The sequence below is a fragment of the Rhodococcus sp. P4_B6 genome (assembly GCF_056402215.1).
Genome location: NZ_JBFUHV010000033.1, coordinates 1 through 19,836, shown reverse-complemented (window position 1 = coordinate 19,836; position 19,836 = coordinate 1). Strand labels below are relative to the sequence as shown.

Here is a 19,836-nt window from a genome sequence, read left to right as displayed (position 1 = left end):
GGGAACCACTACTGAGCGCCGTGTGCAAGAAGCGTGGGCTCAACTGATCAAATCGATCAGTAGAACCTGTTCACGGGTGTCGCCGCTTGAGCGAGTTGATCACCCGTGAGCGCCGTCACACCCGAGGCGGATTTCGCGGTCGCACCGACGACGGAAGCCGGGTGCCGCGGCAGGAAACCTGCTGCGGCACCCGGCATCGTGAGTGCCCGGTGCTGTCGGTGCGTGCGGTCAGGGAACCTGGCGGACCGCGCCCTTGTCGGCGGACGTCGCCAGTGCGGCGTACGCGCGCAGGGCCGTGGTGACGGTCCGTTCGCGGTTCACCGGCTGCCACGGACGCTCGGACGACTCCATCTTCGCGCGACGCTCGGCGAGCACCGCGTCGTCGACGAGGAGTTTCAGGGTGCGGGTCGCGATGTCGATGAGGATCTGGTCGCCGTCCTCCACGAGGCCGATGGCGCCGCCGCTGGCGGCTTCCGGGGAGATGTGGCCGATGGACAGCCCCGAGGACCCGCCGGAGAAGCGGCCGTCGGTGATCAGCGCGCACTTCTTGCCGAGGCCGGAGCCCTTGAGAAATGCGGTGGGGTGCAGCATCTCCTGCATGCCCGGGCCGCCCGCGGGACCCTCGTAGCGCACGACGAGGACCTCACCGGGCTGGATCTTCTTGCCGAGGATCACCGACACCGCCTCCTCCTGGGATTCCACGACACGCGCGGGTCCCTGGAAGTGGAACAGGTCTTCGTCGATGCCCGCCGTCTTGATGACCGCGCCGTCGACGGCGATGTTGCCGCGCAGCACGGCCAGGCCGCCCTCGACCGTGTGCTTGTGCTCGAAATCGCGGATGCAGCCGTTCGCGGCGTCCGTGTCGAGCGACGACCAGCGGTTGTTCGTCGAGAACGGCTCGGTGGTGCGGACGCCGCCGGGAGCGGCGTGGAACAGTTCGACGGCCTCGTCGGATGCCTTGCCGGACCGGATGTCCCACGTGTCGAGCCACTCGTCGAAGCTCTTCGTGTGCACGGTCGAGACGTCGCTCTCGAGCAGTCCCGCCCGGCGGAGTTCGCCGAGGATCGCGGGGATTCCGCCCGCCCGGTGCACGTCCTCCATGTGGTAGTCCGAGTTGGGCGAGACCTTCGACAGGCACGGCACCTTGCGGCTGATCTCGTCGATCTTGTCGAGGTCGAAGTCGTAGACCTCACCCTCCTGCGCGGCCGCGAGGGTGTGCAGGACCGTGTTGGTGGAACCTCCCATCGCGACGTCCAGCGCCATCGCGTTGCGGAACGCGGCGGGCGTCGCGATGTTGCGGGGGAGGACGGAGTCGTCGTCGTCCCGGTAGTACCGCAGGGCGGACTCGACGACGGTGGTGCCCGCGCGGGTGAACAGTGCGCGCCGGGCTTCGTGGGTGGCGAGCGTCGAACCGTTGCCCGGCAACGCCAGACCGAGCGCCTCGGTGAGGCAGTTCATCGAGTTGGCGGTGAACATGCCCGAGCACGAGCCGCACGTCGGGCAGGCGCTGCGCTCGACCTCGGACAGCCCCTCCTCGTCGACCTCGTCGTTGGCGCTCGCCGAGATCGCCGTGATGAGGTCGGTCGGTGCCTGGGCGACACCGTTCACCACGACCGCCTTGCCCGCCTCCATCGGCCCGCCCGAGACGAACACGGTGGGAACGTTCAAACGCAGTGCGGCATTGAGCATTCCGGGGGTGATCTTGTCGCAGTTGGAGATGCACACGAGTGCGTCGGCGGTGTGCGCGTTGACCATGTATTCGACGGAGTCGGCGATGATCTCCCGGCTGGGAAGGGAATACAGCATGCCGCCGTGTCCCATCGCGATGCCGTCGTCGACGGCGATCGTGTGGAATTCGCGAGGTACACCACCGGCGGCGCGGACGGCGTCGGCGACGATGTCGCCGACGTTCTTGAGGTGGACGTGCCCGGGAACGAACTGCGTGTACGAGTTGGCGATCGCGACGATCGGCTTCCCGAAGTCGGAGTCGGTCATTCCGGTGGCGCGCCACAGTGCGCGGGCGCCTGCGGCATTTCGTCCTGCGGTGGTGGTTCGGGACCTCAGCGGGGGCATGAGCGTATTCCTTAGTCAGCGTACGGAAGTACTGACAAACGCTACTCGCGCACTATTCCCCGTCTGTGTCCGGCCGGTTCTTCGCCGGCTGCTCGCCGTTCGATTCGGCGTCGGCATACTGGGCCGCTTCCTCCGCCGCGGCCGCTGCCGCGTAGGGGTCGGTGATGCGGCCGCCGCTTGCCTCGGCGATGTCGGGGAGCCGGTCGAACGTGACGACGGGAAGGGTGACCTCGCCGCCGTCGGCCAGTGTCGCCCGGGCCCAGCCGCGCTTGGGGAAGCGGAATCCGGCGATCTCGGACCATGAGAGGGACCGTCCGCCGAACAGCCGGCGCACCTCGAGTCCGTCGGGCGTGACCGTGGTGCGCACCCGCGCGACCCAGGCCACCGCGATGATCGGGGCGATCACGAGCCAGCCGAAGGCGGCGGGCCAGCCGAAGACGGGGAACGAGACGGCGAACAGGAGGAAGGCGCATCCCAGATAGGCGAGGGGAGAAATCCGGATGACCTGCTTGGGCGGGTTCGTCGTGTGGGATGATGATTCTGGTGGCACGGGCTGCTGCGGAGTTGACACCTCTACATCTTCGCACCGCAGCCGACGTATCTCATATTCTGGGACGGCCGACTCACCAAGTTGACTGTTCACCATTAGCGCGCCTACCGTCGAGCGCGTGAAACAGAATGAGTTGCTCGTAATCGGCCGGCGCGTCGTCGCCTGAGTCGATTTCTTCAACTCGCCAGATAACGACGCGCCACCCTCGTACAGCATCAGCTGACGGGGGTTTTTTGTTGCCCGGAGCCAGAATCAGAGGATTTCCCAGTGAGCGCACCAACCGCACGGCCTCAACCCACGCCGCGCAAGTCGGGGGCAGCAAGCCCGACGACCGCGGCCGCCGCGACGCAGACCGGTAGCCGCCGCCAACTCGCCCCTGAGCGGGTCAGCGGCGCCCAGTCCGTGGTCCGAGCCCTCGAGGAGCTCGAGGTCGACACGGTATTCGGCATTCCGGGTGGTGCCGTTCTGCCTGTCTACGACCCGCTCTTCGACTCGAAGAAGGTCCGGCACGTGCTCGTCCGTCACGAGCAGGGTGCAGGTCACGCCGCCACCGGGTACGCCCAGGCGACCGGCAAGGTCGGCGTCTGCATGGCGACGTCCGGTCCCGGTGCGACGAACCTGGTGACGCCGCTCGCCGACGCGCAGATGGACTCCGTTCCGGTCGTGGCCATCACCGGTCAGGTCGGCCGCGGGCTCATCGGCACGGATGCGTTCCAGGAAGCCGACATCTCCGGCATCACGATGCCCATCACGAAGCACAACTTCCTCATCACCGACGGCGTCGACATCCCCCGGATCATCGCGGAGGCCTTCTACCTCGCCTCCAGCGGTCGTCCCGGCGCGGTGCTCGTCGACATCCCGAAGGACGTCCTCCAGGCGCAGACCACGTTCTCGTGGCCGCCGGAGATGCGGCTGCCCGGATACCGTCCCGTCACGAAGCCGCACGGCAAGCAGGTCCGCGAGGCCGCTCGCCTGATCGCCGACGCGAAGCACCCGGTGCTGTACGTCGGTGGCGGCGTGGTCAAGGCCGAGGCGTCTCCGGAACTGCTCGAACTGGCCGAGCTCACCGGCATTCCGGTGGTCACCACCCTCATGGCGCGCGGCGCGTTCCCGGACAGCCACACGCTGAACTGCGGCATGCCCGGTATGCACGGCACGGTCGCGGCGGTGGCGGCACTGCAGCGCAGCGACCTGATGATCACGCTCGGCGCGCGCTTCGACGATCGCGTCACCGGTCAGCTCGATTCGTTCGCCCCCGACGCCAAGGTCATCCACGCCGACATCGATCCGGCGGAGATCGGCAAGAACCGGTACGCGGACGTCCCGATCGTGGGCGACTGCAAAGAGGTCATCGTCGAGCTGATCGAGGCGATCAAGGCGGACCTGGCCACCGGAACCACACTGGACCTCACCGAGTGGTGGGCGTACCTCGACGGGATCCGCCGCACGTACCCGCTCAGCTACGACCGTCCCTCCGACGGCGCGCTGTCCCCGGAATACGTGATCCAGTCGGTCGGCAAGCTCGCCGGTCCCGACGCGATCTACTGCGCCGGTGTCGGCCAGCACCAGATGTGGGCCGCGCAGTTCGTCAACTACGAGAAGCCGCGCACCTGGCTGAACTCCGGCGGTCTCGGCACGATGGGTTACGCCGTGCCCGCCGCGATGGGCGCCAAGATGGGCATGCCCGACACCGAGGTGTGGGCCATCGACGGTGACGGCTGCTTCCAGATGACCAATCAGGAACTCGCCACCTGTGCGCTCGAGGGCATCCCGATCAAGGTTGCGCTCATCAACAACGGCAACCTCGGCATGGTGCGCCAGTGGCAGACGCTGTTCTACGACGAGCGTTACTCCAACACGAACCTCGGCACGCACGGCGCAGTCCGCATCCCCGACTTCGTGAAGCTCGCGGAGGCGTTGGGCTGCCATGGCATTCGCGTCGAGCGCGAAGAGGACGTCGAGGCGGCGATCCGTGAGGCGCAGGCCATCAACGACAAGCCGGTGGTGATCGACTTCATCGTCGGCGCCGACGCCCAGGTGTGGCCGATGGTCGCGGCGGGCACGAGCAACGACGAGATCATGGCGGCGCGGGGCATCCGTCCGCTGTTCGACGACGACGAGGCGGCCGCCGAGCCGGCCGTCATTCACGAGGCCATGGAGCGCGAGCAGCGTTCGGGCACGGCCGCAACGGCCGGGGAGGAAGATCAGTGAGCACCAGCCACACCCTCAGTGTTCTCGTCGAGGACAAGCCGGGCGTGCTGGCCAGGGTGGCCGCGCTGTTCTCCCGTCGTGGGTTCAACATCGAGTCGCTCGCCGTCGGTGGCACCGAGCTTCCCGAGATCTCCCGCATGACCATCGTCGTGACCGTCGACGAGTTCCCGCTCGAGCAGGTGACCAAGCAGCTCAACAAGCTCATCAACGTCATCAAGATCGTCGAGCAGGACGGTGAGGCCTCCGTCGCCCGCGAGCTGGTTCTCATCAAGGTGCGAGCCGACGCCAGCGTGCGCACGCAGGTGATCGAGACGGTGAATCTGTTCCGCGCCAAGGTGATCGACGTCTCCCCGGAGTCGGTCACGATCGAGGCGACTGGAACACGATCCAAGCTGGATGCGCTGCTGCGGATGCTCGATCCGTACGGCATCCGGGAGATCGTGCAGTCCGGGGTCGTGGCCGTGGGACGGGGGCCTAAGTCCATCACGGCCACTCGCTAGTACTTTAGATACGCAAATCCAAGAAAGAGGTTGAACTGTGGCAGTCGAGATGTTCTACGACGACGATGCCGATCTGTCGATCATCCAGGGCCGTAAGGTCGCTGTGATCGGTTACGGAAGCCAGGGCCACGCGCACTCGCTGAGCCTGCGCGACTCGGGCGTCGATGTGCGTATCGGCCTCAAGGAAGGCTCGAAGTCCCGCGCGAAGGCCGAGGAGCAGGGCCTGACCGTCGGTACCCCCGCCGAGGTCTCCGAGTGGGCCGACGTGATCATGGTGCTCGCACCCGACACCGCGCAGGCGTCGATCTTCAAGGCGGACATCGAGCCGAACCTGAAGGACGGCGACGCGCTGTTCTTCGGACACGGCCTCAACATCCACTTCAAGCTGATCGAGGCTCCGGCCAACGTCACGGTCGGCATGGTCGCCCCCAAGGGCCCGGGCCACCTGGTGCGTCGTCAGTTCGTCGACGGCAAGGGTGTCCCCGCGCTCATCGCGATCGACCAGGACCCGAAGGGTGAGGGCCAGGCTCTCGCGCTGTCCTACGCCAAGGCCATCGGTGGCGCCCGCGCCGGCGTCATCAAGACCACGTTCAAGGAAGAGACCGAGACGGACCTCTTCGGCGAGCAGGCCGTGCTGTGCGGTGGCACCGAGGAACTGGTCAAGACCGGTTTCGAGGTCATGGTCGAGGCCGGCTACGCGCCCGAGATGGCGTACTTCGAGGTCCTGCACGAGCTCAAGCTCATCGTCGACCTCATGTACGAGGGTGGCATCGCCCGCATGAACTACTCGGTGTCCGACACCGCGGAGTTCGGTGGCTACCTGTCCGGCCCGCGCGTCATCGACGCCGGCACCAAGGAGCGCATGAAGGCGATCCTCGCCGACATCCAGTCGGGTGAGTTCACCCGCCGTCTCGTCGCCAACGTCGAGAACGGCAACACCGAGCTCGAGGGTCTGCGCAAGGCCAACGCCGAGCACCCCATCGAGGTCACCGGCAAGAAGCTGCGCGACCTGATGAGCTGGGTCGACCGGCCGATCACCGAAACCGCCTAGGTTTCACCGCTTTACAGCTCCACCGCAACACCGGCCCGATGTCGCGTCGGCCTCGTCGGAGGTCTCCGCAGCGACATCGGGCCGGTGTTGTTTCGTGCCCGTTTCCGTTGTTGCAGGCGTCCACTATGTGGTATCGCAGACCAGGATGCGGTTTCCCTGTGAGGGCGGACTAAGCTGTGTGTGGTTAAAACACCCCCACGCCCACCTATTCAGGGAGTTTGCACGTGAGCCAGCCAGGCCGTCCTGTAGTTCTGATCGCCGACAAGCTCGCGCCGTCCACCGTCGAGGCATTGGGCGACGGTGTGGAGGTGCGATGGGTCGACGGACCTGATCGCCCGGCCCTGCTCGCGGCGGTGCCCGAGGCCGACGCGATCCTCGTCCGTTCCGCCACCACCGTCGACGCCGAGGTCCTGGCGGCCGGTACCAAGCTCAAGATCGTCGCCCGCGCCGGCGTCGGCCTCGACAACGTCGACGTTCCCGCCGCCACCGAGCGCGGTGTCATGGTCGTCAACGCCCCGACGTCCAACATTCACACGGCCGCCGAGCACGCCGTCGCGCTGATGCTCGCCACCGCCCGCCAGATCCCCGCCGCGGACGCCACCCTGCGCGACCGCGAGTGGAAGCGCAGCAAGTTCAACGGCGTCGAGATCTTCGGCAAGACCGTCGGCGTCGTCGGCCTCGGCCGCATCGGGCAGCTGTTCGCGCAGCGCCTCGCCGCGTTCGAGACCCACGTCATCGCGTACGACCCCTACGTGTCGGCCGCGCGCGCCGCGCAGCTCGGCATCGAACTCGTCACCCTCGACGAACTGCTGAAGCGCGCCGACCTCATCTCCGTGCACCTCCCCAAGACCCCCGAGACCAAGGGGCTGCTCGGCACGGAGAACCTGGCGAAGACCAAGAAGGGCGTCGTCATCGTCAACGCCGCCCGCGGCGGCCTGATCGACGAGGCCGCGCTGGCCGAGGCCATCAAGTCGGGTCACGTGCGCGCCGCGGGCCTCGACGTGTTCGAGACCGAGCCGTGCACCGACAGCCCGTTGTTCGACCTGCCCGAGGTCGTCGTGACGCCGCACCTCGGCGCGTCGACGAGCGAGGCCCAGGACCGCGCGGGCACGGACGTCGCGAAGTCCGTACTGCTGGCTCTCGCAGGCGATTTCGTCCCGGATGCCGTCAACGTGTCCGGTGGCGCCGTGGGCGAGGAAGTTGCCCCGTGGCTCGAAATCGTCCGCAAGCAGGGTGTGCTTCTCGGCGCACTGTCGGGCGAACTGCCCGTCAGCCTGTCCGTCGACGTGCGCGGCGAGCTCGCATCCGAGGACGTCGAGGTGCTCGCGCTCTCGGCCCTGCGCGGCGTGTTCTCCGCCGTCATCGAGGACGCGGTCACGTTCGTCAACGCCCCCGCCCTCGCGGAGGAGCGCGGTGTCACGGCAGAGGTCACCAAGGCGGCCGAAAGCCCCAATCACCGCAGCGTCGTGGACCTGCGCGCCGTGTTCGGCGACGGCAGCGTCCTCAACGTCTCGGGCACGCTGACCGGCCCGCAGCAGGTCGAGAAGATCGTCAACATCAACGGCCGCAACTTCGAACTGCGCGCCGAGGGTCTCAACCTGCTGGTCAACTACACCGATCAGCCCGGCGCACTGGGCAAGATCGGCACGCAGCTCGGCAATGCCGGCATCGACATCCAGGCCGCGCAGCTCAGCCAGGACGCCGAGGGTGAGGGTGCGACCATCCTTCTCCGCGTCGACCAGGAGGTGCCGAGCGAGGTGCGGGACGCGATCTCCACCGCCGTCGGCGCCACCAAGATCGAGCTCGTCAACCTGGCCTAATCCCCACTGTGCGCGTGCCACGACCCTGTCGTGGCACGCGCACAGCTCTATGTGAAGTGAGGCGTTCATGAAGCTTGCGGTCATTCCGGGTGACGGCATCGGTGTCGAGGTCACGGCCGAGGCGCTGAAGGTGCTGCGGAAACTCGTCCCCGATCTCGAGACCACCGAGTACGACCTCGGTGCCCGTCGATACAACGCCACGGGGGAGTTGCTCCCGGACGCCGATCTCGCGGCGATCCGCGAGCACGACGCGATCCTGCTGGGCGCCATCGGCGACCCGTCGGTCACGCCGGGCGTGCTCGAGCGTGGTCTGCTGCTGAACATGCGGTTCGCGTTGGATCATCACGTGAATCTGCGTCCGTCGCAGCTGTATCCGGGATCGAAGTCGCCACTCGCGGCGCAGCCGGACATCGATTTCGTGGTGGTGCGCGAGGGCACCGAGGGCCCGTACACCGGTAACGGTGGCGCGATCCGTGTCGGCACTCCGCACGAGATCGCGACCGAGGTGTCGATCAACACGTGGTTCGGCGCCGAGCGGGTGGTGCGGTACGCGTTCGCCCTCGCACAGACCCGGCGCAAGCACGTCACCCTGATCCACAAGACGAATGTCCTCTCCAACGCCGGTGCGATCTGGACGCGTGCGGTGGAGACGGTGTCGGCCGAGTATCCGGACGTGGAGACGGCGTACTGCCACATCGACGCGGCCACCATCTACATGGTCACCGACCCGTCGCGCTTCGACGTGATCGTCACGGACAACCTGTTCGGCGACATCATCACGGACCTCGCGGGTGCGGTCACGGGCGGTATCGGCCTGGCGGCGTCGGGGAACATCGACGCCTCGGGGACGAACCCGTCGATGTTCGAACCGGTGCACGGCAGCGCCCCGGACATCGCGGGCCAGGGGATCGCGGATCCCACGGCGGCCATCCTGTCCGCGGCACTGCTGCTGCGTCACCTCGGCCGGGAGGGCGACGCCGCGCGCATCGAAGCCGCGGTCGAGGCCGATCTGGCGTCCCGGGGTGACTCGAAGGTCGTCACGTCGGAGGTCGGCGACCGGATCACCGCGGCCCTCTAGGTCCGGGCTTCGGCCCTGTCTCCCTCGATCCCCGTGGCCCGGTCTTCGGACCGGGCCACGGGGATCAGTGGTATCGAGGCGGCCGGGAATCCCGCGGCTATCGCGAAAGTCACCGGGAATCCGACGATTCCGATCAGTGCGCCGAACACCGGGGGAACGATCGAGGCCGCGACGAACTGTCCGGTGTTCTGGACTCCGAGGGCGCGCCCACCCCAGAACGGGCCCGCGATCTCGGCGACGGCGGTGAAGGCGAGCCCGTTCGGTGCCACCGTCGCGACGGACGCCGCGAGCAGCGCCACGATCGCGAGAGGCGAATCCATCGCGTCCGTCACGGCGAGCGCCGCCATCGACAGTCCGCCGCCGGCCGCGACCCAGCGGAGCGGACGCATGCGGCTGCCCACCACGTCGGACCAGAAACCGACGCCCATCCGGCCGAACGCGCCGAGGATCTGGGCGAGGGTCACGATCAGGCCCGCCGCCGTTGCTTCCCAGTGCCTTTCGGAGATCAGCCAAACGAGTGCGTACGTCCACACCGTGTACTGCGGCACGACGAGCAGCACGGAGACGGCGTGGATGCGCCACAGTGTGCCGCTGCTGCGGTACGGATTCGTGAGCATGCCGAGATCCGCCGCGTCGCTGCGACTCGGCCGGGGCGGATCGACCACCCAGAGTGCGCAGGCCAGCGCGGCGGCGGCGCACAGGGCGGCGGGCAGCGCGAGCGCCCATCCGATGCCGTGGTCGTGGGCGACCGAGGGGAGCGTCAGCGCAGCGCAGGCGATGCCGAGCGGCAGTGACATCTGCCGGATGCCCATGGCCAGGCCGCGGCGCTCGGGAGGGAACCATCCGACGACGACGCGTCCGCTCGCGGCATTCGCCGAGGCCGCCGCCGTGCCGCCGAGCAGCAGGAAGACCGCGGTGGCCGTGAGCGATCCGGCGAGGGCCGCGCCCACGCCCGCAGCCGCGGTGGTCGCCATGCCTGCGGCCAGCACCCTGCGTTCGCCGTAGCGGTCGGCCAGTGCGCCCCACGCGATCAGCGTCACCATGACCCCGAGGGTGGGTGCGGCGACGACGAGTCCGGTGCGGGCGAGGCTGAGCCCGTGGTTCGCCTGGAGTTCGGGGATGAGGAAGGCGACGCCGTTGACGAAGACCGCCTGTGCGGCCTGGGCGAACATCCCGAGGGCGAGCATCCACCATCTGCGAGCAGTTCCGACGGCGGACGCGGTGTCGATCGATGCAGTCATGTCATCTCAATATCTAGGATTCGATTCTCATATAGTGGCGCTGGTTCGGAGTCTATACCCCGCGTCGTCCGGCGTCCCGGCACGGCGGTGAACCCGGGCCGATAGACTCGGCGCCATGCGTCTTGGTCGAGTGGCAAGTCCCGATGGTGTTGCGTTCGTCAGTATCGAAGGAGACGGGGAGTCCCGGATCGCGAAGGAGATCGCCGAGCATCCGTTCGGCAACCCGACTTTCACCGGCCGGAGCTGGCCGCTCGCCGATGTGCGACTGCTGGCCCCGATCCTCGCCAGCAAGGTCGTCGCCATCGGAAAGAACTACGCCGCCCACGCCGCCGAGATGGGGGGAGAGGCACCGGCCGATCCTGTGATCTTCCTCAAGCCCAACACCTCGATCGTGGGCCCCGACGCTGCGATCGTCCTGCCGAAGTCCTCCAACGAAGTTCACTACGAAGGGGAACTCGCGGTCGTCATCGGGCGCCCCTGCAAGGACGTGCCCGCGGCCAAGGCCCTCGACGTGGTGCTCGGCTACACGGCGGCCAACGACGTGTCGGCCCGTGACCATCAGCGCCACGACGGTCAGTGGACGAGGGCGAAGGGCCATGACACGTTCTGCCCGCTGGGGCCGTGGATCGAGACCCAGCTCGACGCGTCCGACGTCGACATCACCACCGAGGTCGACGGGGTGGTGAAGCAGCGGAGCAACACTTCGCTTCTGCTGCACGACATTCCGAAGATCATCGAATGGGTGTCGGCCGTGATGACGCTGCTCCCGGGCGACGTCATCCTCACGGGTACCCCGGAAGGAGTCGGTCCGATCGTCGACGGCCAGAGCGTCAGCGTGACCATCGGCGGTATCGGCACCCTCACCAACCCGGTGACCGCCAAGCGCTGACGGCTCTCGTGTCGACATCGGGAGCGGACTAGCCTGTAGGAGTCCGTTTTCCCAGCGTCGACCCAAGTGAGCCATGACCACAAGCGAAGTTCGCGTCCGTTTCTGCCCGTCGCCCACCGGAACCCCGCACGTGGGGCTCGTCCGAACCGCCCTGTTCAACTGGGCGTTCGCCCGACACAACGGCGGGTCGTTCGTGTTCCGCATCGAGGACACCGATGCTGCCCGTGACAGTGAGGAGTCGTACCAGGCGATCCTGGACGCGCTGCGCTGGCTCGGACTGAACTGGGACGAGGGCCCGGAGGTCGGGGGACCGTACGAGCCGTACCGCCAGTCCCAGCGACGTGACCTGCACCTGGACGTCGTCGCGAAACTGCTCGCAGCGGGCGAGGCGTACGAGTCGTTCTCGACGCCCGAGGAGGTCGAGGAGCGGCACAAGGCCGCCGGCCGCGACCCCAAGCTCGGCTACGACAACTTCGATCGTGACCTGACGCCGGAGCAGCGGCAGGCGTTCCTCGACGAGGGCCGCAAGCCCGTGGTCCGGCTCCGGATGCCCGACCACGACCTGACGTGGGACGACCTCGTGCGCGGTGAGACGACGTTCAAGGCCGGCACCGTGCCCGACTTCGCGCTGACCCGCGGCAACGGGATTCCGCTGTACACGTTGGTCAACCCCGTCGACGACGCGTTGATGAAGATCACACACGTCCTGCGCGGCGAGGACCTGCTGTCGTCGACGCCGCGGCAGCTTGCCCTCTACGAGGCGATGCAGCGGATCGGCGTGGCCGATTTCACACCGAAGTTCGGGCACCTGCCGTTCGTCATGGGACAGGGCAACAAGAAGCTGTCCAAGCGCGATCCCGAGTCGAACCTCTTCATCCATCGCGACCGCGGTTTCGTCCCCGAGGGATTGCTGAATTACCTGGCGCTGCTGGGCTGGGGTATTTCGGACGACCACGACGTGTTCTCGCTGGACGAGATGGTCGCGGCCTTCGATATCTCCAAGGTCAATTCCAATCCGGCCCGGTTCGATCAGAAAAAGGCCGACGCGATCAACGCCGAGCACATCCGGCTGCTCGAGCCCGCCGATTTCGCCGCGCGCCTGCGTGCGTTCCTCACGCTCCACGGCCACCTCGGGGAGACGGTGGACGAGGCCGTCTTCGCGACCGCCGCCGATCTGGTCCAGACGCGCATCGTGGTCCTGTCCGACGCGTGGGATCTGCTGAGGTTCCTGTTCGTCGAGGAGGCCGACTTCGCGATCGACCCGGCCGCCGCGGCGAAGAACCTGGGGGCCGACTCCGCGCCGGTTCTCGACGCCGCCCTCACATCGCTGGACGCAGTCGGTGCGTGGGACGCAGCGTCGCTGGAGGAGGCCCTCAAGACCGCTCTCGTGGACGAACTGGGCCTCAAGCCACGTAAGGCGTTCGCTCCGGTGCGGGTGGCCGTCACGGGCTCGCACATCAGCCCGCCGCTGTACGAATCGATGGAACTGCTCGGTCGCGACGTGTCGCTGTCCCGGCTGCGTTCCGCGCGGGCCGGCATCGCCGGCTGACACCGCCGCCCTCGGGCCGAAAAGGGTGCAAAAACAGCCTCTGACCATACGATTTGGTAAATCCCGGCAGTAGGCTGGTAATCTCTTCTTCGGCCCGAGGCGGGCCGCAGAGCCCAGAAGCTCAGCGGTTCGAGAACGGCCATTGGGGTATGGTGTAATTGGCAACACAGCGGTTTCTGGTACCGCCATTCTAGGTTCGAGTCCTGGTACCCCAGCGGAAGTTCGGCCGATTTTGACTCCGAACTTCTGGAAGCTATGCTTGCTGAGCTTCCAAAGCAAGACAAAGTTCCTGGCCCCGTCGTCTAGCGGCCTAGGACGCCGCCCTCTCAAGGCGGTAGCGCGGGTTCGAATCCCGTCGGGGCTACAAAGAGAAACACCCTCCGAGTAATCGGAGGGTGTTTCTTCATATAAACGGACGGTCCGTCGTTTATCCGGTCTTGCGGCGGAATTCGCGTTTGTGATCGGCAGGCCCGTGGGCCTCGTGCACCTTGGAATGCGCGTCCTTGTGATCGGCGGACAGACCGGCCTGATGATTCTTCCGCTCGAGTGCTTCGCGGAATTTCTTTTTCGTGTCCTCGTTATCGGCGTCAGTCACGGTGAACTCCCTCGGGTAGTCGGTTCACTCTGTGAAGCTACGCCGAGGGCACCGAGAATTCTCCTGTTTTTCCGCCCTGCCCGGTGTCAGGAGCGACGGTCGGCCGTCTCCAGGTACGCCGCGGTGGTTCCGCCCACCGGCATCGCGGGAAGGCCGAGCTTGGCGTGGTCCCAGCTCCTGATGCGTTCGGGAACGATCCGCACGACCACCCGCTTGTGCAGCAGCTGATCGATGGCGGGACGCAGATCGTCGGTGTAGGGCCCGGTGTAGCGCTCCCACACGCTGACACCGACGGCGAACATCGCATCGGGGTCCTCCACGATCTCCGCCCGGCCCTCGACCGAAATTCCACGCAGAGTGTCATACGTCTGGCCGTCCTCGATCAGGACGGTGACCCGGTCGTCGCGGCGCAGGTTGACCGCCTTCTGCGATTTGGACTTCGTCTCGAACCAGATCTCGCCGTCGATCACTGCGTACCACATGGCGACGAGATGGGCCCTGCCGTCCGCTGCCACCGTTGCCAGGGTGGCGATCCGGCTCCGGTCCACGAATTCGGCGATCTCCGAATCCGTCATCGTGATCTGCGATCGTTGGTTCTTCCCCATCGGCTTCTCCTGTCGCGGTGCGTGTCGGTCGTGAGAGGTCAGAGTCTCTTGTGCAGCGCCTCCGCGGCGGCGAGGAGGTCGGCCGCCCACCGGGCGCCGGGGCGCCTGCCCATCCTGTCGATGGGGCCGGACACCGAAATCGCCGCGATGACAGCGCCCGCGGAGTCCCGCACGGGTGCGGCGACACTGGCGACGCCGGGTTCACGCTCGGCGGCGCTCTGTGCCCAGCCGCGGCGGCGGACCTCGAGCAGGACGCGCTCGCCGAACGCCGCGTCGGGAAGAACCGTGCGCTGGGTCTGCGGGTCGGCCCAGGCGAGGAGGACCTTGGCGCCCGAGCCCGCGCTCATCGGGAGGCGTGCCCCGACGAGAACGGTGTCTCGGAGGCCGGTGGGTGGCTCCATCGCCGCCACACAGATGCGTTGCGTGCCTTCCCGGCGGTACAGCTGCACGCTCTCGCCGGTGATCTCGCGCAGACGCGGAAGGACGAGAGCCGCCGCCGAGACGAGCGGATCGTTAGCCGTTGCAGCCAGTTCGGCGAGGCCGGGACCGGGGCACCACAGCCCGTCGGAGTCACGCGTCAGGAGGCGGTGGACCTCGAGTCCGACGGCCAGCCGGTGGGCGGTGGCGCGGGGGAGTCCGGTGCGCGAGCACAGTTCGGTGAGGCTGCAGGGCTTCTCGGCCACGGCGTGGAGTACGCCCACCGCTTTGTCAAGGACCCCGATGCCGCTATGCTGTCTCATAGGTCGATACCACTTTCTCGCATACTGGGATCATAGCGCACCTTCGTCTCACGTCGAGTGCGTGTCCGGGAAGAGGGTAACGACGACAAGCGCACGGCGGACCAGTCCGAAGCCCGCGGTGCGAGAGGACACACAGAGGTGGAGAAGATGGCCGAGAAAGCACGCACCCTGGCAGAGAAGGTGTGGGACGACCACGTCGTGGTCCGGGGTGAGGGAGACAACCCCGACCTCATCTACATCGATCTGCATCTCGTTCACGAAGTGACGAGTCCGCAGGCATTCGACGGACTTCGACTGGCGGGGCGCCCGCTCCGCAGGCCCGACCTGACGATCGCCACCGAGGACCACAACGTCCCCACCGTCGACATCGACAAGCCGATCGCGGACCCCGTCTCCAAGACTCAGGTGGACACGCTCCGGCGCAACTGTGAGGAATTCGGCGTCCGGCTGCACCCGATGGGAAACATCGACCAGGGCATCGTCCACGTCGTCGGCCCGCAACTCGGTCTCACCCAGCCCGGTATGACCGTGGTGTGCGGCGACAGTCACACGTCCACCCACGGCGCCTTCGGTGCGATCGCGATGGGTATCGGCACCAGTGAGGTCGAACACGTCATGGCGACGCAGACGTTGTCGCTGCGTCCGTTCCGGACGATGGCGATCACCGTCGACGGCGAATTGCCCGAAGGCGTGACGAGTAAAGATCTCATTCTGGCCGTCATCGCGAAGATCGGAACCGGCGGAGGCCAGGGCTACGTCCTGGAGTACCGCGGCGAAGCGATCCGGAAGATGTCGATGGAAGCGCGGATGACCATCTGCAACATGTCCATCGAGGCGGGCGCGCGGGCGGGCATGATCGCCCCCGACGAGATCACCTACGAATTCATCAAGGGACGCCCCCATGCGCCGAAGGGCGCCGACTGGGACGCCGCGGTGGAGGCCTGGGAGCAGTTGAAGACCGACGAGGGTGCGGTTTTCGACAACGAGGTCCACATCGACGCGAGTTCGCTGACGCCGTTCGTGACCTGGGGCACAAACCCGGGGCAGGGTCTGCCGCTCGGCGAGACCGTGCCGGATCCTGCGCAGATCGTGGACGAGAGCGAGCGTCACGCCGCGGAGAAGGCGTTGACCTACATGGGTCTCGAAGCCGGAACTCCGTTGCGTGACGTGGCGATCGACACAGTCTTCGTGGGTTCGTGCACCAACGGCCGGATCGAGGATCTGCGGGCCGTGGCCGACGTGTTGCGCGGAAGGCACGTCGCCGACGGGGTCCGGATGCTGATCGTGCCGGGTTCGATGCGCGTCCGCGCCCAGGCCGAAAAGGAGGGTCTCGGCGAGATCTTCACCGCCGCCGGCGCCGAATGGCGGCAGGCGGGCTGCTCCATGTGCCTCGGCATGAACCCGGATCAGCTCGCGCCCGGCGAGCGTTCAGCCTCCACGTCCAACCGCAATTTCGAAGGCCGTCAAGGCAAGGGCGGGCGGACTCACCTGGTTTCGCCGCTGGTCGCCGCCGCGACCGCAGTCCGGGGAACCCTGTCCGCGCCGACAGATCTGGCCTAGGACCCAAGGAATTTAGGAGATTTTTCGATGGAATCCTTTAGCACACACAAAGGTATCGGCGTTCCGCTGCGGCGATCCAACGTGGACACGGACCAGATCATCCCGGCGGTCTACCTGAAACGAGTGACCCGCACCGGTTTCGAGGACGGTCTGTTCGCCGCGTGGCGGAACGATCCGAACTTCGTCCTCAACGTCGCCCCGTACGACAAGGGCAGCGTTCTGGTCGCGGGACCGGACTTCGGCACGGGCTCCTCCCGGGAACACGCCGTGTGGGCGCTATCCGACTTCGGATTTCGGGTCGTCATCGCGTCTCGGTTCGCGGACATCTTCCGGGGCAACGCCGGCAAGGCCGGTCTGCTGGCCGCCCAGGTGTCCCAGTCGGACGTCGAACTGCTCTGGAAGTTGCTCGACGAACAGCCCGGTCTCGAATTGATCGTCGACCTCGAGAACAAGACCGTGACCGCCGGAACCACCGTGGTGCCCTTTGCGATTGATGACTACACACGGTGGCGTCTGCTCGAAGGTCTGGACGACATTGGATTGACATTACGGCAGGTAGAAGCCATTTCCGAGTTCGAAAAGGCAAGGCCTTCTTGGAAACCTGTGACTCTTCCGGAGCCCACTTCCGCCGACTGAAAGTTGGAATCGGAGCCCTGTCTCCCAGATAATAAGTTCCTGAGAATGGTGCCGCGTTGTTTGAGAATTGGCGTGGCACATAGACTCCTGCGGTATTCAGGTTTACCGTAGTTCGTAGTCGGTCCGATGATGGACCATTAGTTCGCGGAGGAATTTCAATGAATAAGGCAGAGCTCATCGATGTTCTGACCGAGAAACTGGGCACGGACAGGCGCACGGCAACGGAAGCTGTCGAGCATGTCGTGGACACGATCGTCCGGGCAGTGCACCGCGGCGACAGCGTGACCATCACCGGTTTCGGCGTCTTCGAGCAGCGGCGTCGCGCGGCACGTGTCGCACGTAACCCGCGCACGGGTGAGACCGTCAAGGTCAAGCCGACGTCGGTGCCGGCGTTCCGTCCGGGCGCTCAGTTCAAGGCGGTTATCGCTGGCGGCCAGAAGCTTCCGGCCACCGGTCCGGCAGTCAAGCGCGGCGCAGCGGCGCCCGCCACCAAGGCCGCCGCCACCAAGGCCGCCGCCAAGAAGGCTGCTGCCAAGAAGACGGCCGCGAAGAAGACCGCCGCCAAGAAGGCTGCACCGGCCAAGACGGTTGCAGCGAAGAAGACTGTCGCGAAGAAGGTCGCTCCCGCCAAGACTGCGGCAGCGAAGAAGACTGTCGCGAAGAAGGTCGCTCCGGCCAAGACGGTTGCCGCGAAGAAGACTGCAGCCAAGAAGGCTCCGGCCAAGACTGCGGCAGCGAAGAAGACCGTCGCGAAGAAGGTCGCTCCGGCCAAGACGGTTGCCGCGAAGAAGACTGCAGCCAAGAAGGCTCCGGCCAAGACGGCTGCAAAGAAGACCGCAGCAAAGAAGGCTCCCGCGAAGCGCGCCAAGTAAGACAGCGCACACGGGTCTTCCCGAACACAGACAGGCGCCGACCCTGGGGGTTGGCGCCTGTCTGTGTCGTTGTCGTTCCCGGACGAAATCCGGCCGGCGGCTCTCAGTCCTTGCGCGTGGGAGGCAGGGGACTGTCGAGGTGGTCGGCGGCGATGAGTTTGCCCCCGGACAGTGAGAGCACCCAGGTGCTCGCCTTTCTGTTCCGTGCCGGGGGGAGTGCGACGCCGTCGATGTCCGCCCACCAGTCGAGCAGATCGGGAATGACGCCACCCTGGCTGCAGATCACCTGAACCCCGCCGAGTGCGGCGATCTTGCGGACCCGGGTACGGGTGGCCGCCGGGTCGGCGGTGTAACTCTCCTCGGACAGCAGCGGATCCAACCGGACGGTCGTGTCCAGCGCGCGGGCCAGCGGCTCGACCGTCTGTGTGCACCGCGTTCTGTCGGCCGACGTGATGTCGGTGGCCCCGAACGCCTCGAGCTGGGCTACGAGGGCGTCGGCCTGGAGTATGCCGTTCGCATCCAGGGGCCGTGTGGCGTCGTCGCCCCTGTACCGTTTCCGGCTTCCCGCCTTGGCATGCCGGACCAGGAGGACGGTCGCGGTGTCGGGCGGTTGAGCCGTGAAACGGCGGAGCATCTTGCGATCCATGGGATAGGACAGCTGATCGGCCACGTCCGATACGGGAAGCCACCGCATCAGGTCCACCTCGCTGTTGGGGACGAATTCGCCCGCGCGGGCCTCGGCCGCCCAGTATTCGACTCGTTTCAATCGGCGGTGCCCGGGAATCGGATAGGTCAACGCGCCGAGATGCCTCCCGAGACGCCCGCGAATACCCGTCTCTTCTTCCACCTCGCGCAGTGCTGCCACCACCGCGGTTTCGCCGGGGTCGAGTTTTCCCTTGGGAAACGACCAGTCCTCATACTTGGGCCGGTGAATGACCGCGATCTCGATCTCGTCGGGATTCTCGGGAGACTTTCGCCACAACACTGCTCCCGCCGCGAAGATATTGGCTTTGACCGGTTTGCCGGGTGTGCTGCTCACCGAGTTCCTTCCCTACTGCCGCGGGTACGCCGCGATCAGGATCCGGTGCCCATTCGTTTGCGCATCATGGCCTCCTGGTGGTCCCGGACCTCCTCGCCGTGCGCGGGGGACGGAACCCACCGGCCGTCGGGTCCGAGCACCCAGCACCGCGTGACGGGATCGAGCGCCGAATCGACGATCTCGCCGATCTGAGCGGTGAGGCGAGGATCCTTCACCTGCGCCATGACCTCGACGCGTCGGTCGAGGTTGCGGTGCATCATGTCTGCGCTGCCGATCCAGAATTCGTCGGCGCCGCGGAAGTGGAAGACTCGCGAATGCTCGAGGAAACGGCCGAGGATCGACCGGACGTGGATGTTCTCGCTCAGTCCGGGAACTCCGGGCTTGAGGGCGCAGATGCCGCGGACGACGATCTCGACGGGCACGCCGGCCTTGGACGCGCGATAGAGCGCGTCGATCACCTGTTCGTCGACCAAGGCGTTGGCCTTCAGGAGGATTCCGGCGTCTTCGCCCCGCAATTTGTGCGCAATCTCACCGTCGATCCGCTCGATGATGCCCCGGCGCACACCGTACGGCGCGACGAGGAGGTTGCGATACCGGGTTTTCCGCGAGTAGCCGGTGAGCGAGTTGAACAGGTCGGTGAGGTCGGCGCCGATCTCCGGTGCCGCGGTGAGCAGACCGATGTCTTCGTACAGCCGGGCCGTCTTCGGGTTGTAGTTTCCGGTGCCGATGTGGCAGTAACGCCGGATGGTGGACCCCTCGCGGCGGACGACGAGGCACGTCTTGCAGTGGGTCTTGAGCCCGACCAGTCCGTACACCACGTGCACACC

General features: G+C 66.7%; 18 protein-coding genes and 2 tRNA genes. 12 read left to right on the top strand and 8 right to left on the bottom strand.

The genetic code is table 11. The features are described from left to right. Positions 1 to 228: 228 nt before the first annotated feature. Positions 229 to 2,073, bottom strand: coding sequence for a dihydroxy-acid dehydratase (gene ilvD, locus AC1DWT_RS18140; protein WP_477921614.1), 1,845 nt, complete (start codon positions 2,071 to 2,073; stop codon positions 229 to 231). A gap of 52 nt (positions 2,074 to 2,125) precedes the next feature. After that, entirely contained in the window at positions 2,126 to 2,623 is a 498-nt protein-coding gene (locus AC1DWT_RS18135; RefSeq protein ID WP_095860791.1) for a PH domain-containing protein, read from the bottom strand. 267 nt (positions 2,624 to 2,890) lie between these two features. On the opposite strand from AC1DWT_RS18135, the gene AC1DWT_RS18130 reads away from it, so the two are divergent. The 5 genes from AC1DWT_RS18130 (at position 2,891) to AC1DWT_RS18110 (ending at position 9,283) form a co-directional block, all read left to right on the top strand. Next, entirely contained in the window at positions 2,891 to 4,834 is a 1,944-nt protein-coding gene (locus AC1DWT_RS18130; protein ID WP_072937750.1) for an acetolactate synthase large subunit, read from the top strand. Beyond that, a complete protein-coding gene (gene ilvN / locus AC1DWT_RS18125) occupies positions 4,831 to 5,334 on the top strand; it encodes an acetolactate synthase small subunit (RefSeq protein ID WP_005240383.1) in 504 nt (167 codons plus the stop codon). Before AC1DWT_RS18130 ends, ilvN begins: the two co-directional genes overlap by 4 nt. Before the next feature lie 49 nt (positions 5,335 to 5,383). Next, a complete protein-coding gene (gene ilvC, locus AC1DWT_RS18120; protein ID WP_174705454.1) occupies positions 5,384 to 6,385 on the top strand; it encodes a ketol-acid reductoisomerase in 1,002 nt (333 codons plus the stop codon). A 224-nt stretch (positions 6,386 to 6,609) separates the two neighbouring features. After that, positions 6,610 to 8,205 (top strand): phosphoglycerate dehydrogenase, encoded by a 1,596-nt coding sequence (serA, locus tag AC1DWT_RS18115; protein WP_072937752.1) that lies wholly within the window; start codon positions 6,610 to 6,612, stop codon positions 8,203 to 8,205. Positions 8,206 to 8,272: 67 nt separating this feature from the next. Then, positions 8,273 to 9,283, top strand: a complete 1,011-nt coding sequence (locus tag AC1DWT_RS18110) for a 3-isopropylmalate dehydrogenase (protein ID WP_072937753.1) — start codon at positions 8,273 to 8,275, stop codon at positions 9,281 to 9,283. On the opposite strand, the gene AC1DWT_RS18105 is transcribed toward AC1DWT_RS18110, so the two are convergent. Continuing rightward, on the bottom strand, positions 9,280 to 10,524 hold the full coding sequence (locus AC1DWT_RS18105; RefSeq protein ID WP_072937754.1) for an MFS transporter: 1,245 nt from the start codon (positions 10,522 to 10,524) through the stop codon (positions 9,280 to 9,282). The genes AC1DWT_RS18110 and AC1DWT_RS18105 overlap by 4 nt on opposite strands. Positions 10,525 to 10,639: 115 nt before the next feature. On the opposite strand from AC1DWT_RS18105, the gene AC1DWT_RS18100 reads away from it, so the two are divergent. From AC1DWT_RS18100 to AC1DWT_RS18085, 4 genes are all read left to right on the top strand, one after another. Continuing rightward, entirely contained in the window at positions 10,640 to 11,413 is a 774-nt protein-coding gene (locus AC1DWT_RS18100) for a fumarylacetoacetate hydrolase family protein (protein WP_072937755.1), read from the top strand. 73 nt (positions 11,414 to 11,486) lie between these two features. Then, positions 11,487 to 12,962 carry a glutamate--tRNA ligase gene (gene gltX, locus AC1DWT_RS18095; protein ID WP_477921610.1) on the top strand — a complete coding sequence of 492 codons (1,476 nt, stop codon included), beginning with the start codon at positions 11,487 to 11,489 and terminating at the stop codon, positions 12,960 to 12,962. Positions 12,963 to 13,105: 143 nt separating this feature from the next. Then, positions 13,106 to 13,177 (top strand) — tRNA-Gln (locus tag AC1DWT_RS18090). 76 nt (positions 13,178 to 13,253) lie between these two features. After that, positions 13,254 to 13,326, top strand: a tRNA-Glu gene (locus tag AC1DWT_RS18085). 63 nt (positions 13,327 to 13,389) lie between these two features. Here the strand turns inward: AC1DWT_RS18085 and AC1DWT_RS18080 are convergent. The 3 genes from AC1DWT_RS18080 to AC1DWT_RS18070 form a co-directional block, all read right to left on the bottom strand. Further along, positions 13,390 to 13,557: a DUF5302 domain-containing protein gene (locus tag AC1DWT_RS18080; protein ID WP_015890240.1), complete on the bottom strand. Its 168-nt coding sequence runs from the start codon at positions 13,555 to 13,557 to the stop codon at positions 13,390 to 13,392. An 86-nt stretch (positions 13,558 to 13,643) separates the two neighbouring features. Beyond that, on the bottom strand, positions 13,644 to 14,162 hold the full coding sequence (locus AC1DWT_RS18075) for a pyridoxamine 5'-phosphate oxidase family protein (protein ID WP_276139467.1): 519 nt from the start codon (positions 14,160 to 14,162) through the stop codon (positions 13,644 to 13,646). Between the two features lie 38 nt (positions 14,163 to 14,200). After that, positions 14,201 to 14,902, bottom strand: a complete 702-nt coding sequence (locus AC1DWT_RS18070; RefSeq protein ID WP_015890242.1) for an IclR family transcriptional regulator — start codon at positions 14,900 to 14,902, stop codon at positions 14,201 to 14,203. Between the two features lie 138 nt (positions 14,903 to 15,040). Between AC1DWT_RS18070 and leuC the strand changes: the two genes are divergently transcribed. The 3 genes from leuC (at position 15,041) to AC1DWT_RS18055 (ending at position 17,970) form a co-directional block, all read left to right on the top strand. Continuing rightward, on the top strand, positions 15,041 to 16,462 hold the full coding sequence (gene leuC / locus AC1DWT_RS18065) for a 3-isopropylmalate dehydratase large subunit (RefSeq protein ID WP_072937758.1): 1,422 nt from the start codon (positions 15,041 to 15,043) through the stop codon (positions 16,460 to 16,462). A gap of 27 nt (positions 16,463 to 16,489) precedes the next feature. Continuing rightward, a complete protein-coding gene (gene leuD, locus AC1DWT_RS18060) occupies positions 16,490 to 17,098 on the top strand; it encodes a 3-isopropylmalate dehydratase small subunit (RefSeq protein ID WP_072937759.1) in 609 nt (202 codons plus the stop codon). Positions 17,099 to 17,256: 158 nt separating this feature from the next. Continuing rightward, on the top strand, positions 17,257 to 17,970 hold the full coding sequence (locus AC1DWT_RS18055) for an HU family DNA-binding protein (protein ID WP_477921608.1): 714 nt from the start codon (positions 17,257 to 17,259) through the stop codon (positions 17,968 to 17,970). A gap of 103 nt (positions 17,971 to 18,073) precedes the next feature. Here the strand turns inward: AC1DWT_RS18055 and AC1DWT_RS18050 are convergent, their stop codons facing one another. Next, positions 18,074 to 19,009: an NUDIX hydrolase gene (locus AC1DWT_RS18050; protein ID WP_072937761.1), complete on the bottom strand. Its 936-nt coding sequence runs from the start codon at positions 19,007 to 19,009 to the stop codon at positions 18,074 to 18,076. 35 nt (positions 19,010 to 19,044) lie between these two features. After that, the coding region (locus tag AC1DWT_RS18045; RefSeq protein ID WP_477921606.1) for a polyphosphate kinase at positions 19,045 to 19,836 on the bottom strand (792 nt) is incomplete at its 5' end.

Bases quoted from the DNA above. Each gene is read 5' to 3' on its own strand.
- AC1DWT_RS18110 (WP_072937753.1), top strand. From the start codon at position 8,273: ATGAAGCTTGCGGTCATTCCGGGTGACGGCATCGGTGTCGAGGTCACG.
- ilvC (WP_174705454.1), top strand. From the start codon at position 5,384: ATGTTCTACGACGACGATGCCGATCTGTCGATCATCCAGGGCCGTAAG.
- ilvD (WP_477921614.1), bottom strand. From the start codon at position 2,073: ATGCCCCCGCTGAGGTCCCGAACCACCACCGCAGGACGAAATGCCGCA.
- AC1DWT_RS18070 (WP_015890242.1), bottom strand. From the start codon at position 14,902: ATGAGACAGCATAGCGGCATCGGGGTCCTTGACAAAGCGGTGGGCGTA.
- AC1DWT_RS18055 (WP_477921608.1), top strand. From the start codon at position 17,257: ATGAATAAGGCAGAGCTCATCGATGTTCTGACCGAGAAACTGGGCACG.
- leuD (WP_072937759.1), top strand. From the start codon at position 16,490: ATGGAATCCTTTAGCACACACAAAGGTATCGGCGTTCCGCTGCGGCGA.
- AC1DWT_RS18075 (WP_276139467.1), bottom strand. From the start codon at position 14,162: ATGGGGAAGAACCAACGATCGCAGATCACGATGACGGATTCGGAGATC.
- AC1DWT_RS18105 (WP_072937754.1), bottom strand. From the start codon at position 10,524: ATGACTGCATCGATCGACACCGCGTCCGCCGTCGGAACTGCTCGCAGA.
- AC1DWT_RS18100 (WP_072937755.1), top strand. From the start codon at position 10,640: ATGCGTCTTGGTCGAGTGGCAAGTCCCGATGGTGTTGCGTTCGTCAGT.
- gltX (WP_477921610.1), top strand. From the start codon at position 11,487: ATGACCACAAGCGAAGTTCGCGTCCGTTTCTGCCCGTCGCCCACCGGA.